Source organism: Aeromonas sp. Marseille-Q7275 (assembly GCF_965119515.1).
The window spans coordinates 63,645-78,193 of the sequence record NZ_CBCPLW010000002.1 but is presented as its reverse complement, the minus strand read 5'-3'; the positions used below and the strand labels follow the sequence as shown (position 1 = coordinate 78,193).

Below are 14,549 nucleotides of genomic sequence, written 5' to 3'. Positions count from 1 at the left end.
ATGAAAAAGAGTCTGTTGCTGGTTGCTGCCATGGGCCTGCTGAGCACCTCGGTGCTGGCCAAGGAGATCAAGTTCGCCACCGAGGCCACCTATGCGCCGTTCGAATACCTGGATGACAAGAACGAGTTCCAGGGCTTTGACATCGATCTGGCCCGCGCCGTCTGCGAGCAGGCCAAGCTGGAGTGCAGCTTCCACAACCAGGCCTTCGACAGCCTGATCCCCAGTCTCAAGTTCCGTCGCTATGACGCCGTCATCGCCGCCATGGACGTGACCCCGGAGCGGGCCGCCCAGGTCGACTTCTCCGACATCTATTACGAGAACTCGGCGGTCTTCGTGGCCAAGAAGGGCGCCTTCAAGGGGCCTGAAGAGCTGGTGGACAAGACGGTCGGCGTGCAGAACGGCACCTCCCACCAGTCCTACCTGGTGGACAACTGGGTGAGCAAGGGTCTGCTGACCGTGCCCTACGCCAGCTACCAGAGCGCCTTCCTCGACATGATGAACGGTCGCACCGACGGCGTCTTCGCCGACACCGCCGTTGCCGCCGACTGGCTCAAGCAGCACAAGGAGTACGGCGTCATCGGCACGCCGGTGACCGACGCCAAGTACTTCGGTACCGGCTTTGGCATCGCGGTGGCCAAGGGCAACCAGGAGCTGCTGACCCAGCTGAACAAGGGGCTGGCCGAGATCAAGGCCAATGGCACCTATCAGAAGATCTTCGACAAGTACTTCGCGCAGTAAGCCATGCTGAGCCTGTTGTTGGATGCAGCCTGGATGACCCTGGGGCTGGCCTTGGCATCACTGGTCGGGGGCATGGCGCTGGCGCTGGCGTTCAGCGCCGCCGAGCTCAGCAAGCGCAGTTGGCTGGTGTGGCCTGTGGCCACGCTGACCACGCTCATTCGTGGTTTGCCCGAGCTGTTGGTGGTGCTGTTCATCTACTTCGGCTCGACCCAGGTGTTGTTCCTCATCACCGGCGAGTACGTGGAGTTCAGCCCCTTCGCCTGCGGCGTGCTGGCGCTCTCCCTGCTGTTCGCGAGCTACGCCACCCAGACCCTGCGGGCGGCGCTCAATGCGGTACCCGCCGGGCAGCGGCTGGCGGCGCTGGCACTGGGCCTGGGCAAGGGCCACATCTTCTTTCGCATCGTGCTGCCCCAGGCCTGGCGTCACGCCTTGCCGGGGCTGGGCAACCAGTGGCTGGTGCTGCTCAAAGACACGGCCCTGGTGTCGCTTATCGGGGTGAACGAGATGATGCGCCAGGCCCAGATGGCCTCGGCCAGCACCTATGAACCCTTCACCTGGTACGCCGCGGCCGCCCTCATCTACCTGGCCATCAGCCTGGTGAGTGAGTTTGGCTTGAAGCAGGCTGCCCGCTACACCCGCCGTTACGGAGGCTGACCATGCAGGATTACCTGATGACCCTGCTGGGGGGGCTGGCGATTACCCTGCAGCTCACCGCGTTCAGCCTGCTGCTTGGCGTGCTGATGGCGGCGGGTATGACCTGGGTGCTGGAGCGCCGCATTCCGGTGGTGACCCAGCTGGTGCAGCTGTGGGTGCTGGTCTTCACCGGCACGCCTCTGCTCATCCAGATCTTCCTCATCTACTACGGGCCTGGCCAGTTTGAATGGCTCAAGGCGGGGCCGCTCTGGCCGTTGCTCAAGCAACCCTGGTTCTGCGCCGTGCTGGCGCTCGGGTTCAACACCGCGGCCTACTCCACCCGGCTGTTCAAGGGGGCGCTCGACGCAATCCCCGCAGGCGAGGTGGAAGCCTGCCGGGCGCTCGGCTTCTCCGCCGGCCAGACTCTGTGGATGAAGACCCGCCACGCGGCCCGTCGGTTGGTACCCGCCTACTCCAACGAAGTGATCCTGGTGCTCAAGGGCAGCTCCCTCGCCAGCACCATCACCATCATGGACATCATGGGGCTGGCCCAGCGTCTCAACGCCCAGACCTATGACACCCTGGCGGTGTTTACCGTGGCCGGGGGCCTCTACCTGACCATGAATGGATTGTTAACAATTGGTTTCCGCTGGTGCGAGAAGCGGGCACTGGCATTCCAGTCCTGAAGCAGTCGTATTTACCTCTTAATGGTGAGGGAGACACAGGAAATCTGTGTCTTTCCTCTCATTTATCGCATATTCCTCTCCGCTTTCGTCGCCGCTTGCTCCCTGGCTCACAGAACCCGTGATTACAACTGTTATCAGATTGTTTTTTAGCAGGGGATCCTTTAAGGTGAGGCGCACAATAAGAAACAGCGTTAACCCAACTAGAAACAACCTTAAACCTACGCTTAGACATGGAGTTGATCATGAAAGTTGCCGTTCTGGGTGCCGCCGGTGGCATCGGCCAAGCCCTTGCTCTGCTGTTGAAAAATCGCCTGCCTGCCGGTTCCGAGTTGAGCCTGTATGACATTGCCCCGGTCACCCCGGGCGTGGCGGCGGACCTGAGCCATATCCCGACTGACGTGAAAGTAAAAGGTTTCTGCGGTGAAGATCCGAGCCCGGCTCTGGTCGGCGCCGATGTCGTGCTGATCTCTGCCGGCGTGGCGCGCAAGCCCGGCATGGATCGTTCCGATCTGTTCAACATCAACGCCGGTATCGTCAAGAACCTGGTGGAGAAGTGTGCCGCCTCCTGCCCGAAGGCACTGATCGGCATCATCACCAACCCGGTCAACACCACGGTCGCCATCGCCGCCGAAGTGCTGAAGAAGGCCGGTGTCTATGACAAGCGTCGCCTGTTCGGCGTGACCACCCTGGACGTCATCCGTGGCGAGACCTTCGTGGCCGAGGCCAAGGGCCTGAACATCGACAAGATCCGCGTCAACGTGATCGGTGGCCACAGTGGCGTGACCATACTGCCGCTGCTCTCCCAGATCGAAGGGGCCAGCTTCACCGCGGAAGAAGCGGCTGCCATGACCAAGCGCATCCAGAATGCCGGTACCGAAGTGGTGGAAGCCAAGGCCGGTGGCGGTTCTGCCACCCTCTCCATGGGTCAGGCAGCCTGCCGTTTCGGTCTGTCCCTCATCAAGGGTCTGCAGGGCGAAGCCAATGTCATCGAGTGCGCCTATGTGGAAGGCAACGGCGAGCACGCCACCTTCTTCGCGCAGCCGGTGCTGCTGGGCAAGAATGGCGTCGAGAGCGTGCTGGACTACGGCAAGCTGAGCGCCTTCGAGCAAGAGTCCATGGACAGCATGCTGGCTACCCTGAAGGCCGATATCCAGCTGGGTGTCGACTTCGTCAAGTAAGCCGCAGCGTCGATCATGAGGGGAGCCCAGGCTCCCCTTTGTCATTTCCGGGGTTTGCCATGGCGAGCTAAGGAGATGGACCTGTCTGCCGATAAAGAGGGCAGCAGGAGATCCCTATGATGAAACCCAGTACCCTCATCGGCCTCGTCGGTCTGTGCAGCCTCCCCTTGCAGGGGGCCGAGCCGATCTCGGCGGCCGCGCAAACCCAGTCGGTGGCGGCCGCCACAGTCCCGACGCCCTCGGCGGCCTTGCCATCGATCGCCCCGGCACCAGCACAGGCTGCATCAGCGACCCAGCCGGCCACCGCACCTGTACCGTCAGCCGCAGTGCCGGCGGCTGCCGTTGCCCCAGCGCCGGTGGCGTCGGCTGCGTTGCCTACGGCTGTCGCTGATCCGGCCCCTGTGCTGTCGAGTGTTGATGCACCCGCCCCAGTGGCATCAGCCCCGGCGGCAGCGCCGCTGCCCAGGGCGGTGAACCCTGGCTCCCTGGCCACCGGAGAGCTGCAGGCGGTGCCGCTCTATCGGCAGGACGAGCTGCTCAACTGGATAGAGCAGGGACGTCATCTGGCCCGGGTGAAGCAGGACAGGTGCCAGCTGACCCAGGACATAGAGGCGCGCGCCTCCGTGATGAAGATCCCGGCCTATCAGTTTCTGTGGGGGGACATGCTGGCCTGGGGCGTCTGCATCAAGCCGGACGCCCAGATCGGGGTGCAATACATGTGGGAGGCGGCCAATCAGGGTCTGGCTCCCGCACTGGAGCAGCTCGGGCGCTATTACTGGAAAGGCATTTTGGTCCAGAAGGATCTGGTGCGGGCCGAGACCCTGATGCGGGAGGCCGCCAGCCTGGGTTTCCAGCGGGCCCAGATAGAGTGGGTCGAGATGCTGCTGCAGGGCATGGGCAGTCCGCTGGACTACGAGGAGGCCTACCACTGGCTGCACGGCGCCGTCATCGGCGACAAGGCGACCCACCAGAAGGCGGCTAGCCTGCTGAGCCGGCTCGGCAATCGCATGCCCGCCAATGCCATCGCCCGCGCCAAGGCGATGCATTAAGCCCGGCAAGCCAGGCCACTCGATACAACAAGGCCCGCGAACCTGAGTTCGTGGGCCTTGTGCATTTCTCCGGTCAGAGGGAGGGATCAGAGATCCTGATGGGGGCCGAATACCTCGTAGTGCATCCGGTCGGCAGGCACGCCCAAACTGCTCAGCTGATCTTTCACCGCCTTCATGAAGCCCAGGGGGCCGCAGAAGTAGTAGTGGGCGTTGGCCGGGATGAGGCCCGTGACCTGTTCCAGCACCAGGGTGCCGCTGAAGTCGTAGTCCATCCCCTGCACGTCCTGCTCGGCAGGCACCCTGTACCAGACCCGGCTCTGCAAGCTGGCATGCTGGCGGCTCTTGGCCTGGATCTCTTCCTTGAAGGCATGGTGGGCGCCATGCTCGCAGGCATGGAGCCAGCGGATTTCAGTTTCTGGTTGCTCGGCCAGCAACTGGTTGAGCATGCTCAGCATGGGGGTCAGGCCCACTCCGGCGGAGAGCAGCACCACTGGTGTGGTCGTCTCGGTCTTCAGGAAGAAGTCCCCTGCCGGTGGCATCAACGCCACCTCGTCACCGACGTGAAGCTGGTCATGCAGCATGTTGGAGGCCTGGCCATGGGGCTCGCGCTTGACGCTGATGCGGTAGTCGCGGCCATTGGGGGCATCGGAGAGGGAGTATTGACGGATCTCCTGATGCTCCAGCGACGGGTGATTGAGCCTGATGCTGATATATTGCCCCGGCTTGAAGCGCAGCACGGGTTTGCCGTCGACGGGGGCCAGCACGAAGGAGGTGATAAGCTCGCTCTCCTGGCGCTTCTCCTTGATGAGGAAGGGGCGGGCCCCCTGCCAGCCACCGAGCTCGCTCGCCTTCTCCCGGTAGAGCTCGCCCTCCCGACCGATGAAGATGTCGGCCAGCACGCCATAGGCCTTGCCCCAGGCTTCCACTACCTCGTCCGTCACCGCGTTGCCACCCATTTCTTTGAGCGTGGCCAAGAGATGACTACCCACAATGTGATATTGTTCCGGCTGGATCAGGAAACCCGTGTGCTTGTGGGCGATGCGTTCCACGGCTCCGGCCAGGGCCCCCAGGTTGTCGATGTTCCTGGCGTAGGCCGCCACGGCACTGAACAGGGCCAGGGGCTGACCGCCACTGCGCTGATGGGCCAGGTTGAACACATCCTTCAACTCGGGGTTGTGGTTGAACATGCGCTGGTAGAAGTGCTGGGTGAGGGCAGGCCCCGCCGATTCGAGCAAAGGAATGGTGCTCTTGATGACGGCGATGGTGGCTTGGTCTAACATAGGAGGTCCTTTCTAATTGAACATCTGGAATGTCACTTAATAAGTTGCATCCTAAATGTTTAATTGATCTGGATCAATCATCAATTCTTTGCGCTATGCGCCACAGGCACTATGAGACTAACAAGCTATACCGATTTTGGATTGAGAGCCCTGCTCTATCTGGCCACGTTGCCGGAGGGGGAATTGTCGAGCGTGGCCAAGGTGTCTGCCTTGTATGACGTCTCTCGCAATCACATGGTGAAGGTGGTGAATCAGCTGGTGAAGCTGGGTTATCTGCAATCCCAGCGTGGCAAGAATGGCGGGATCCGCATGGCCTGTTCCCCTGAGAGCGTGAACATAGGCCAGGTGATCCGGGCGCTGGAGGGCAATCTGGACGGCATCGACTGCAGCTCGCCGGTGTGCCACATCGTTTCCGTCTGTCTGCTCAAGAGTGCCCTGAAGGAGGCGATGAACGCCTTCCTTGCGGTGATGGACGGCTATACGCTGCAAGATCTGCTGGCCAACCGCGACGAGCTGCAGCAGGTGTTCGGCGAGTTGATCCCGACCCTGGTGCTGGAGCCGGATGACGAGAGCGAGTGAGACGAAAAAGGCTGCCATCGGCAGCCTTTTTTCAATCCTCGTAACCTGACTCGTTACGGTAGAGGTGTGGCATGATCCTCGCCATCTTCACCATGTTGTTCTCCACTTCGAGGATCTCGATGGGATAACCCGCCAGCCTGACGCTGATGTTGGGCTGGGGGATCTCTTCCAGGTACTCCAGGATCACCCCGTTGAGGGTGCGCGGGCCGTCGATGGGCAGGTGCCAGTGCATCTCCTTGTTCAGCTCGCGGATGCTGGCGGAGCCTTCCACCAGGAAGGAGCCATCCGGCTGGGGGTGGATCTCGTCGCTCGGCGCCGGGGCCATGGAGGTGGTGAAGTCGCCCACTATCTCTTCCAGGATGTCATCCAGGGTGATCAGCCCCTGAATATCCCCATACTCATCGACAATCAGCCCGATCCTCTCCTTATTGCGCTGGAACTTGGCCAGCTGCACGTTGAGGGGGGTGCCCTGTGGAATGAAGTAGATGGGATCGACTTCCCGCAGCAGGCTGGACTTGCTGAACTGGTCCTTGGCGACCAGTCTGAGGGCATCACGAGAGTGTAAAAATCCGACAACGTCGTCAATATTGTCGCGATAGAGCAGGATCTTGGTGTGAGCACAGTGAGCCAGCTGGCGCAATATGCTCTTCCAGTCGTCGTTGATGTCGATGGCAGAGATCTCGCTGCGCGGCACCATGATGTTTTCCACCGTCATCTTGTCCAGATCCAGAATGCTGATCAGCATCTCCTGATGGCGCTGGGGAATGAGGCTGCCCGCCTCGTTGACTATGGTGCGCAGCTCTTCGGTGTTGAGGGAGTCATCCTTGCGATGTTCCAGTCGCAGCAGCTTGAGCAAGAGGTTGGTGATGCTGTTGATGAGCCAGACCAGGGGGGCGAAGGGCACCATCAGCCCCTTGAGAACCCAGGAGGCGGGGTAGGCGATGCGCTCGGGAAACATGGCCGCCAGTGTCTTGGGGGTGACTTCCCCGAACACCAGCACCACCAGGGTGAGGCCGAAGGTGGCGATGGCGACGCCGAGATCCCCGAACAGCCGGATGCAGACTATGGTGGCGATGGCGGAGGCCAGGATGTTGACCAAGTTGTTGCCGATGAGGATGAGGCCAAGCAGGCGATCCGGTCGGGCCAGCAGCTTTTCGACCCGACGGGCTGCCTTGTGCTTGGTTTGGGCCAGATGCCGCAACTTGTAGCGGTTGAGGGACATCAGACCGGTTTCGGAACTGGAGAAGAAGGCTGACAACACAATCAAGATAACGAGAACAATCAGTAATGTGCTCGTTGAGATACTGTCCAAGAAGGGCTCCTGTTGGGGTGGTGTTTGGGTGGCTGAACCGTCAGCTCAGCAAGACTTCCTTGACGAAGCGGCTGCCAAAGTAGGCCAGGGTCAGGATGACGCTGCCGATGAGGCTCAGCATGATGACCTTGCGACCACGCCAGCCACGGGTGTGGTGACCCCACAGCAGCAAGGCGTAGACGCACCAGGCCAGGATCGAGAGGATGGCCTTGTGGGACTTGCCCTGGGCGAACATGTCTTCGAGGAAGAACAGACCCGAGGCGATGGAGAGCGTCAGCAGCAAGAGGCCCGCTGAGATGAGCTGGAACAGGCGCTTCTCCACCGTCATCAGGGGCGGCATGGCCGGCAGATGGCTTATCTTTCTGGACTTCAGCTGCCGATCCAGACAGGCAAGCTGGAGCGCAAACAGGCAGGCGATCATCAGTACCGAATAGGCCATCAAGGCGAGCCCGATGTGCAGCAGCAGTTGGGGATGCGCTTCCAGATGGGTGATGTAGCGACCCGGTATGAGGGCGCTGGCGGCGAGCAACAAGGCCGAGAAACTGTAGACCACGGGCAGCAGGATCCAGCCGTTGAAACGGCGGGTAACGCAGGTCATGAAGCAGCTGATGATGAGGCTGACCAGGGAGGCGACGTTCAACATGCTGAGATTCTGGCCGGAATGGGTGGCCAGCACCTCGCTGCCCACCGCCACGCCATGGGCGGTCAGGGCCAGGCCGACACAGGCAAACAGCGACACCTGCCCGACGGGCTTGGCGCTGAGCAGCAGGTGCAGAGAGGCGATGATGGCCAGCAGGTAAAACGCCAGGGCCAGAACAGAGATCACGATCATAACCAGGTCGTTGTCGAACAAGCTTTTATGGATAAGAGGGGCAGTATACCTTGCACAAGATATGCTCGCCAGTTGTGCCAGGGGCTAACTGCCCATATATAAGTAGCAGCTGACAGCCCCGTGCGGCGAATAATCGTCCTCCGGCGTTGACTGGGGTATAATGCCCTCCATTTGTTACACCCGCTCATTCGATGGCGGGTCACCGCCGCAAGCGGTGAGTAATCGTCCTCACAGTGCTGACTGGGGTATAATGCCCCACTAGTTACGCCAAGAATCGGAATGCGTCATGTTTGAGAATTTGACTGAACGACTCTCGCGCACCCTGCGCAATGTCAGTGGCCGTGGCCGGCTGACCGAAGAGAACATCAAGGATACCTTGCGTGAAGTGCGCATGGCGCTGCTCGAGGCGGACGTGGCCCTGCCGGTGGTGCGTGACTTCGTTGCCCGCGTGAAAGAGCGTGCCGTCGGCCAGGAAGTGGCCAAGTCCCTGAGCCCAGGCCAGGCCTTCATCAAGATAGTGCATGGCGAGCTGGTCTCTGTCATGGGAGAGGCGAACGAGCAGCTCAATCTGGCCGCCCAGCCGCCGGCCATCATCCTGATGGCGGGCCTGCAGGGTGCCGGTAAGACCACGACTGTGGGCAAGCTCGCCAAGCTGCTCAAGGAGCGCCACAAGAAGAAGGTGCTGGTGGTCAGTGCCGACGTCTACCGCCCGGCGGCGATCAAGCAGCTCGAGACCCTGGCCAATGACATCTCGGTCGATTTCTTCCCGAGCGATGTGACCCAGAAGCCGGTGGCGATCGCCACCGCCGCCATCGATCAGGCGCGCAAGAAATTCTATGACGTGGTGATCGTCGATACCGCCGGTCGTCTGCACGTGGACACCGAGATGATGGCGGAGATCCAGGATCTTCACGCCACTATCAAGCCGGTCGAGACCCTGTTCGTGGTGGATGCCATGACAGGTCAGGATGCTGCCAATACCGCCAAGGCGTTCAACGAAGCGCTGCCGCTCACCGGCGTCATCCTCACCAAGGCGGACGGCGACGCCCGCGGCGGTGCCGCCCTGTCGGTGCGCCACATCACCGGCAAGCCGGTCAAGTTCATCGGTATGGGCGAGAAGACCGATGCCCTCGAGCCCTTCCACCCGGACCGTCTTGCATCCCGCATCCTCGGCATGGGGGACGTGCTGTCGCTCATCGAGGAAGTGGAACGCACGGTCGACAAGGAGAAAGCCGCCAAGCTGGCCAGCAAGGTCAAGAGCGGCAAGGGCTTCGATCTGGAAGATTTTCGCGAGCAGCTGGCCCAGATGCGCAACATGGGCGGCATGATGGGCATGCTCGACAAGCTGCCCGGCATGTCCGGTCTGCCGGATAACGTGAAAGATCAGATGGATGACAAGATCACCGTGCGGATGGAGGCCATCATCAGCTCCATGACGCCCAAGGAGCGTGCTCATCCCGATCTCATCAAGGGCTCCCGCAAGCGTCGCATCGCCGCGGGTTCCGGCATGCAGGTGCAGGACGTGAACAAGCTGCTCAAGCAGTTCACCGAGATGCAGCGCATGATGAAGAAGATGTCCGGCAAGGGTGGCATGCGCAAGATGATGGGCCAGATGAAGAACATGCTGCCCCCCGGATTCGGTGGTGGCGGACGCGGTCCGTTCTGATTTTCCTGCTTGTCAGGCAAAAAGGCTCACCGCGGTGAGCCTTTTTCATGCCAACTCCTGCGCAAAAAATAGCAGGCTTGGTTGCAATTATTACGAATCCAAGTAGAATTACGCGGCTTATTTTAAGCTAGGGTCTGCGTATTTGCAGGCCTTGTTCATTAGATGTTCATGAGGACGATATGGTAACCATTCGTTTACAACGTGGTGGCGCGAAAAAGCGTCCGTTCTACCAGGTAGTAGTTTCTGACAGCCGTTGCGCCCGTGACGGTCGCTTCATCGAGCGCGTTGGTTTCTTCAACCCGGTTGCTGCTGGTAACGCTGAGAAGCTGAACCTGGACCTGGCTCGTATCGAGCATTGGGTTGCTACTGGTGCCACTGTTTCTGACCGTGTTGCCAAGCTGATCAAAGACGCTAAAAAAGCTGCTTAATCAGCCAAGCGGTAAGGAGTTAAGGTGGAAAAACCTATAGTTCTGGGCACCCTGGGTACCGTCTACGGCATCAAGGGCTGGCTTAAAGTGAACTCCTTCACCGATGTTGCCGAAGCGATTTTCGATTACAACCCCTGGCTGATCAATCAGAACGGGGTGTGGCGTGAGATTCAGGTCTCGGCCTGGAAGCGTCACAACAAGGGTCTGATCTGCAAGCTCGATGGTATCGATGTGCGCGAGGATGCCCTGGCATTGACCAATGTCGAGATTGGCGTAGCCGCCGATCTGTTGCCTGCGTTGCCTGAAGGTGAGTTCTACTGGCGTGACCTGATTGGTTGCTCCGTGATGACCACCAAGGGATACGACTTGGGCAAGGTGACCGAATTGATGGAAACCGGCTCCAACGATGTGTTGGTGGTTGAGGCCAATGTAAAAGATGCCTTTGGTGCAAAGGAGCGGCTGATCCCGTTCCTGGAAGAGCAGGTGATCAAGAACATTGATCTGACTGCTCGAACAATCGAAGTTGATTGGGATCCTGGTTTCTAGTTTCCCGCGCTAACACGGGTGCCGGAGGTTTCTTATGTGGATTGGGGTGATTAGCCTCTTCCCGGAAATGTTCCGAGCCATTACCGAGCACGGGGTAACGGGTCGGGCCGTCAAGAGTGGCCTGCTGCAGATTGAGTGCTGGAACCCTCGGGATTTCACCCACGACAAACACCGTACGGTCGATGATCGTCCTTATGGTGGTGGGCCTGGGATGCTGATGATGGTTCAGCCGCTGCGTGATGCGATTCATGCAGCCAAGCAAGCGGCGGGAGACGGGGCGAAAGTCATCTATCTCTCTCCTCAGGGGCGCAAGCTGACTCAAGCGGGCGTAACCGAGTTGGCGACGAATCAGACACTGATTCTGGTCGCCGGTCGATACGAAGGTATCGATGAACGCGTGATACAAACCGAAGTCGACGAAGAGTGGTCTATCGGGGATTACGTGTTAAGTGGTGGCGAGTTGCCTGCCATGACCCTGATCGATGCGGTTTCGCGTCTGGTCCCCGGGGTCTTGGGTGATCAGGCCAGTGCCGAGCAGGACTCCTTCACGGATGGCCTGCTGGATCATCCCCACTACACTCGGCCGGAGTTGTTGGATGGATTGGCGGTGCCCGAGGCGCTGACAAGCGGCAATCACGAAGTGATTCGGCGCTGGCGTCTCAAGCAGTCGCTCGGACGAACCTGGCAGAGAAGGCCGGAACTTATTAACAACCTAGCTCTGACTGACGAGCAAGAATCACTTCTTGCCGAGTATGTCCGCGAAGTGCGTGACAGCGTTAAGTAGAGTTTTCAGTTTATCCTAGGTAAGGAAAGACAATGAGCAAGATTATTCAGCAGCTTGAACAAGAGCAACTGCGTACCGACATCCCGGCTTTTGCCCAGGGCGACACCGTACGTGTTCAAGTTCGTGTTAAAGAAGGTGGTAAAGAGCGTCTGCAGGCTTTCGAAGGCATCGTCATTGCCAAGCGTAACCGCGGTCTGCACTCTGCTTTCACCGTTCGCAAGATCTCCAACGGCGAAGGTGTTGAGCGTGTATTCCAGACTCACTCTCCGCTGATCCACAGTGTAGAACTGAAGCGTCGTGGTGATGTTCGCCGCGCCAAGCTGTACTACCTGCGCAACCTGTCCGGCAAAGCTGCTCGTATCAAAGAGAAGCTCAACTAATTCGATTCGAATTGGTGTCGGTATGTCGACGAATAGCTCGACAGGTAGTGAAAAGGCTCGCCAATGGCGAGCCTTTTTTGTATGCGGATTTCGCGCAGGCTGGCTTCAGCCAGGCTGGCTGACCCGCACCACAGAGTTGTCGCGCCCAAAGGGGCCGGGCACATAGTCGTCCGCTTCCCAGTCGTTGTCATAACGGGTCTCCCCGTCTGGCTGCACCAGTTGATAGCAATACTCGAAATGACTGGGGCCATCGGTGGGAAGGTTGAGGGTCGCCTTGAACTCCCCGCTCTTCATTCTTTTCAATTCAATGGGTTGCCACTGGCTGAACTCCCCCAGCAGCAAGACCTGTTCGGCCTCGCCTGCGGCCTCTTTTTCCACTGCGAAGGTCACCTTGACCTCGGGGCGGGACTTGAGAAATTGCTTGTTGATCGGCATATCGACTCCTTGTCACTGACTGCGAAGAAAGTAGATCTGTTCATTTTTATATCACCTTATGACAAAGAAGTTGATAGCAATCGTCAGGCAGGCAGGGCGAAATGACGCCGAAGCAGCTGGTGAGTGAACTCAATCTTGAGGTAGAAGCCCCTTGGCAGTGTCTGGATTGGCTGGCCATTGCGGCCGATGGCGCGAGTCAGCGCCTTGCTGTTGGCCGCCTTGGGGCGCAGTTGCATGACCTGACCGTGGCGGGCGCTGATCTGCTCCACCTCCCCCAGCACTATCATGTCCATCAGCTCCTCCCAATCCTGACGCAGCAACCTGTCTTCTTCTTCGCTCGGGCTCCACAGCAACGGCATGCCGACCCGGCGTTCGCCGACGGGGATGGTGCGACTGCCCTCCACTGGGATCCAGAGTACCCGCGACAGCTTGTTGCGCACATTGGACTCCTCCCAGCGCTGGCCACTGATCCCGATGAGGGGAGCCACGCAGACGAAGGTGGTTTCCAGCGGTTTGCCCTGAGGATCGATCGGGATCGTCTTGAGCTCGATGCCGAGATCGGGGAAGTCCTGCTCCGGCCGGCTGCCCGCGCTGGCGCCCAGCTGCCACTCGATCAACTGGCCGATCCAGCCCTTGTCCCGCCTGAGATCCCGTGGCACCGGGATGCCGGCCGTCGCGGCGAGCTGGGCCAGGGTGAAGCCCGCCATGGCGTAGGCGCGCGCCATCAATTCCTGCTCTGACTGTGGATTAGCGGGCATGAGGGGCTCCTGTTGGCGAGAAGGGGGTGGACAAGTGTGATCCTGACAGAGGATCGCTGTTTTTGTAACCGATCCTTGCCCGGCTATACACAGGGGGGGCAAGATTGTGAATTATCATCTATGGCAATGATTTTAAAGGAATTTGACTTTTTTCTCCAGCCTGGAGAACGGGAGGATCCCGGTTGCAACGAGTTGTCCAAGGGTTTGGCCTGGCTGTTGCACATAGTTATCCACAGAAATCTTGGATAACTGACATAAAGTGGTGATACAGGGCCCGGCATCAGAAATAAATGTGAGAGCACGCCGATTTTTCTCGCCATATCGGTGCAGATAATGCGCCATCCTTGTGGATAAACTAGCCTTGGTTGATCTTTGAACAGTCGAACTTGTTCACAATTGACAGCCAGGATCCTCGGGCGCAAAAGACATGGATCTTGATCCAGTCTTTAAATATTAACTATATGTATTTAAATGAATATTTTGTTTTTATATGAATCGGGTATGATACGGCATGATTTGAAGTCGTAGTATAAAACTACTGTATATACCCGCTTGATCACAGGCTTATGCACAGTCTGGGTGGGCAACTTGCGGAGCTTGTCCTTCAGGTTTGTTTATAACTTTGCTTGAAATGCCAAGTTATTCATGAGTGGAAGATGACAGTCCCTGTTTGCCGCCACGGGGTGAATGTGGAACAATCTCTTTATAGATTCAGCCTTTATAAGGTGATCACGTGATAGATGGCGACGGATTTCGTCCCAATGTCGGCATCGTGATCTGTAACCGTGACGGGCAAGTATTGTGGGCTAAGCGCTATGGGCAGCACTCCTGGCAGTTTCCGCAGGGGGGAGTTGATGATGGTGAATCGCCGGAGCAGGCCATGTATCGTGAGCTGTATGAGGAGATAGGCCTCAAGCCCGACGATGTGACCATACTGGCGACCAGTCGCAACTGGCTGAAGTATCGCTTACCCAAACGACTCGTTCGCTGGGACAGTTCACCGGTCTGTATTGGCCAGAAGCAGAAATGGTTTTTGCTGCAGCTCGATCCTGGCAAAGAGTCCAGGATCCAGTTCGGTTGTCATGGTCACCCGGAATTTGATGATTGGCGTTGGGTCAGCTTCTGGTACCCGGTTCGTCAGGTCGTCTCCTTCAAGCGGGAAGTTTACCGCCGGGTGATGAAGGAGTTTGCCCCGCTGGCCATGCCGGTGCCGGTGGTGCAGGTTAATCGAAAGGATGGGCGGCGCAACCGCTCGCGCTAAGGAG

17 protein-coding genes are annotated in these 14,549 nt (G+C 59.0%); 12 read left to right on the top strand and 5 right to left on the bottom strand.

Going from position 1 to position 14,549, the window contains the following annotated elements; translation table 11 throughout:
• The 5 genes from ACWPWQ_RS02530 to ACWPWQ_RS02510 all read left to right on the top strand — a co-directional run bounded on the left by ACWPWQ_RS02530 (position 1) and on the right by ACWPWQ_RS02510 (position 4,284).
• Entirely contained in the window at positions 1-738 is a 738-nt protein-coding gene (locus tag ACWPWQ_RS02530) for a transporter substrate-binding domain-containing protein (RefSeq protein ID WP_005332335.1), read from the top strand.
• Between the two features lie 3 nt (positions 739-741).
• The gene (artQ, locus tag ACWPWQ_RS02525) at positions 742-1,392 is read left to right on the top strand and encodes an arginine ABC transporter permease ArtQ (protein ID WP_454008930.1); all 651 of its coding nucleotides are present in this window, start codon (positions 742-744) and stop codon (positions 1,390-1,392) included.
• 2 nt (positions 1,393-1,394) lie between these two features.
• Positions 1,395-2,057 (top strand): arginine ABC transporter permease ArtM, encoded by a 663-nt coding sequence (artM, locus tag ACWPWQ_RS02520; RefSeq protein ID WP_042649806.1) that lies wholly within the window; start codon positions 1,395-1,397, stop codon positions 2,055-2,057.
• Between the two features lie 242 nt (positions 2,058-2,299).
• Positions 2,300-3,235 (top strand): malate dehydrogenase, encoded by a 936-nt coding sequence (gene mdh / locus ACWPWQ_RS02515; protein ID WP_139436852.1) that lies wholly within the window; start codon positions 2,300-2,302, stop codon positions 3,233-3,235.
• 458 nt (positions 3,236-3,693) lie between these two features.
• Entirely contained in the window at positions 3,694-4,284 is a 591-nt protein-coding gene (locus tag ACWPWQ_RS02510) for a tetratricopeptide repeat protein (RefSeq protein WP_043131536.1), read from the top strand.
• A gap of 86 nt (positions 4,285-4,370) precedes the next feature.
• Here ACWPWQ_RS02510 and hmpA read toward each other — a convergent pair whose 3' ends face one another.
• Positions 4,371-5,564 (bottom strand): NO-inducible flavohemoprotein, encoded by a 1,194-nt coding sequence (gene hmpA, locus ACWPWQ_RS02505; RefSeq protein WP_454008929.1) that lies wholly within the window; start codon positions 5,562-5,564, stop codon positions 4,371-4,373.
• A 111-nt stretch (positions 5,565-5,675) separates the two neighbouring features.
• On the opposite strand from hmpA, the gene ACWPWQ_RS02500 reads away from it, so the two are divergent.
• The gene (locus tag ACWPWQ_RS02500; RefSeq protein WP_454008928.1) at positions 5,676-6,143 is read left to right on the top strand and encodes an Rrf2 family transcriptional regulator; all 468 of its coding nucleotides are present in this window, start codon (positions 5,676-5,678) and stop codon (positions 6,141-6,143) included.
• Positions 6,144-6,174: 31 nt separating this feature from the next.
• Here ACWPWQ_RS02500 and ACWPWQ_RS02495 read toward each other — a convergent pair whose 3' ends face one another.
• The gene (locus ACWPWQ_RS02495) at positions 6,175-7,455 is read right to left on the bottom strand and encodes an HlyC/CorC family transporter (protein WP_139436845.1); all 1,281 of its coding nucleotides are present in this window, start codon (positions 7,453-7,455) and stop codon (positions 6,175-6,177) included.
• Positions 7,456-7,495: 40 nt separating this feature from the next.
• Entirely contained in the window at positions 7,496-8,287 is a 792-nt protein-coding gene (locus ACWPWQ_RS02490) for a cytochrome C assembly family protein (RefSeq protein WP_041204421.1), read from the bottom strand.
• A 286-nt stretch (positions 8,288-8,573) separates the two neighbouring features.
• On the opposite strand from ACWPWQ_RS02490, the gene ffh reads away from it, so the two are divergent.
• From ffh to rplS, 5 genes are all read left to right on the top strand, one after another.
• Complete coding sequence (gene ffh / locus ACWPWQ_RS02485) at positions 8,574-9,953, top strand: signal recognition particle protein (protein ID WP_139436841.1); 1,380 nt, start codon at positions 8,574-8,576, stop codon at positions 9,951-9,953.
• A 179-nt stretch (positions 9,954-10,132) separates the two neighbouring features.
• A complete protein-coding gene (gene rpsP, locus ACWPWQ_RS02480) occupies positions 10,133-10,381 on the top strand; it encodes a 30S ribosomal protein S16 (protein ID WP_042649810.1) in 249 nt (82 codons plus the stop codon).
• 24 nt (positions 10,382-10,405) lie between these two features.
• Positions 10,406-10,927: a ribosome maturation factor RimM gene (gene rimM / locus ACWPWQ_RS02475; protein WP_005332346.1), complete on the top strand. Its 522-nt coding sequence runs from the start codon at positions 10,406-10,408 to the stop codon at positions 10,925-10,927.
• Between the two features lie 34 nt (positions 10,928-10,961).
• Positions 10,962-11,711: a tRNA (guanosine(37)-N1)-methyltransferase TrmD gene (gene trmD, locus ACWPWQ_RS02470; protein ID WP_041206410.1), complete on the top strand. Its 750-nt coding sequence runs from the start codon at positions 10,962-10,964 to the stop codon at positions 11,709-11,711.
• A 32-nt stretch (positions 11,712-11,743) separates the two neighbouring features.
• Positions 11,744-12,091 (top strand): 50S ribosomal protein L19, encoded by a 348-nt coding sequence (rplS, locus tag ACWPWQ_RS02465; protein WP_005313505.1) that lies wholly within the window; start codon positions 11,744-11,746, stop codon positions 12,089-12,091.
• A gap of 105 nt (positions 12,092-12,196) precedes the next feature.
• Here rplS and ACWPWQ_RS02460 read toward each other — a convergent pair whose 3' ends face one another.
• Both ACWPWQ_RS02460 and mutH read right to left on the bottom strand, forming a co-directional pair.
• Complete coding sequence (locus tag ACWPWQ_RS02460) at positions 12,197-12,526, bottom strand: isoamylase early set domain-containing protein (RefSeq protein ID WP_025325698.1); 330 nt, start codon at positions 12,524-12,526, stop codon at positions 12,197-12,199.
• A gap of 83 nt (positions 12,527-12,609) precedes the next feature.
• Positions 12,610-13,284, bottom strand: coding sequence for a DNA mismatch repair endonuclease MutH (gene mutH, locus ACWPWQ_RS02455; protein WP_043131454.1), 675 nt, complete (start codon positions 13,282-13,284; stop codon positions 12,610-12,612).
• 733 nt (positions 13,285-14,017) lie between these two features.
• Here mutH and rppH point away from each other — a divergent pair.
• Positions 14,018-14,545, top strand: a complete 528-nt coding sequence (gene rppH, locus ACWPWQ_RS02450) for an RNA pyrophosphohydrolase (protein WP_139436835.1) — start codon at positions 14,018-14,020, stop codon at positions 14,543-14,545.
• The last annotated feature ends 4 nt before the right edge of the window (positions 14,546-14,549 follow it).

Bases quoted from the DNA above. Each gene is read 5' to 3' on its own strand.
- ACWPWQ_RS02460 (WP_025325698.1), bottom strand. From the start codon at position 12,526: ATGCCGATCAACAAGCAATTTCTCAAGTCCCGCCCCGAGGTCAAGGTG.
- ACWPWQ_RS02490 (WP_041204421.1), bottom strand. From the start codon at position 8,287: ATGATCGTGATCTCTGTTCTGGCCCTGGCGTTTTACCTGCTGGCCATC.
- ACWPWQ_RS02530 (WP_005332335.1), top strand. From the start codon at position 1: ATGAAAAAGAGTCTGTTGCTGGTTGCTGCCATGGGCCTGCTGAGCACC.
- mdh (WP_139436852.1), top strand. From the start codon at position 2,300: ATGAAAGTTGCCGTTCTGGGTGCCGCCGGTGGCATCGGCCAAGCCCTT.
- mutH (WP_043131454.1), bottom strand. From the start codon at position 13,284: ATGCCCGCTAATCCACAGTCAGAGCAGGAATTGATGGCGCGCGCCTAC.
- artQ (WP_454008930.1), top strand. From the start codon at position 742: ATGCTGAGCCTGTTGTTGGATGCAGCCTGGATGACCCTGGGGCTGGCC.
- ffh (WP_139436841.1), top strand. From the start codon at position 8,574: ATGTTTGAGAATTTGACTGAACGACTCTCGCGCACCCTGCGCAATGTC.
- trmD (WP_041206410.1), top strand. From the start codon at position 10,962: ATGTGGATTGGGGTGATTAGCCTCTTCCCGGAAATGTTCCGAGCCATT.
- rpsP (WP_042649810.1), top strand. From the start codon at position 10,133: ATGGTAACCATTCGTTTACAACGTGGTGGCGCGAAAAAGCGTCCGTTC.
- ACWPWQ_RS02500 (WP_454008928.1), top strand. From the start codon at position 5,676: ATGAGACTAACAAGCTATACCGATTTTGGATTGAGAGCCCTGCTCTAT.
- hmpA (WP_454008929.1), bottom strand. From the start codon at position 5,564: ATGTTAGACCAAGCCACCATCGCCGTCATCAAGAGCACCATTCCTTTG.
- rplS (WP_005313505.1), top strand. From the start codon at position 11,744: ATGAGCAAGATTATTCAGCAGCTTGAACAAGAGCAACTGCGTACCGAC.
- artM (WP_042649806.1), top strand. From the start codon at position 1,395: ATGCAGGATTACCTGATGACCCTGCTGGGGGGGCTGGCGATTACCCTG.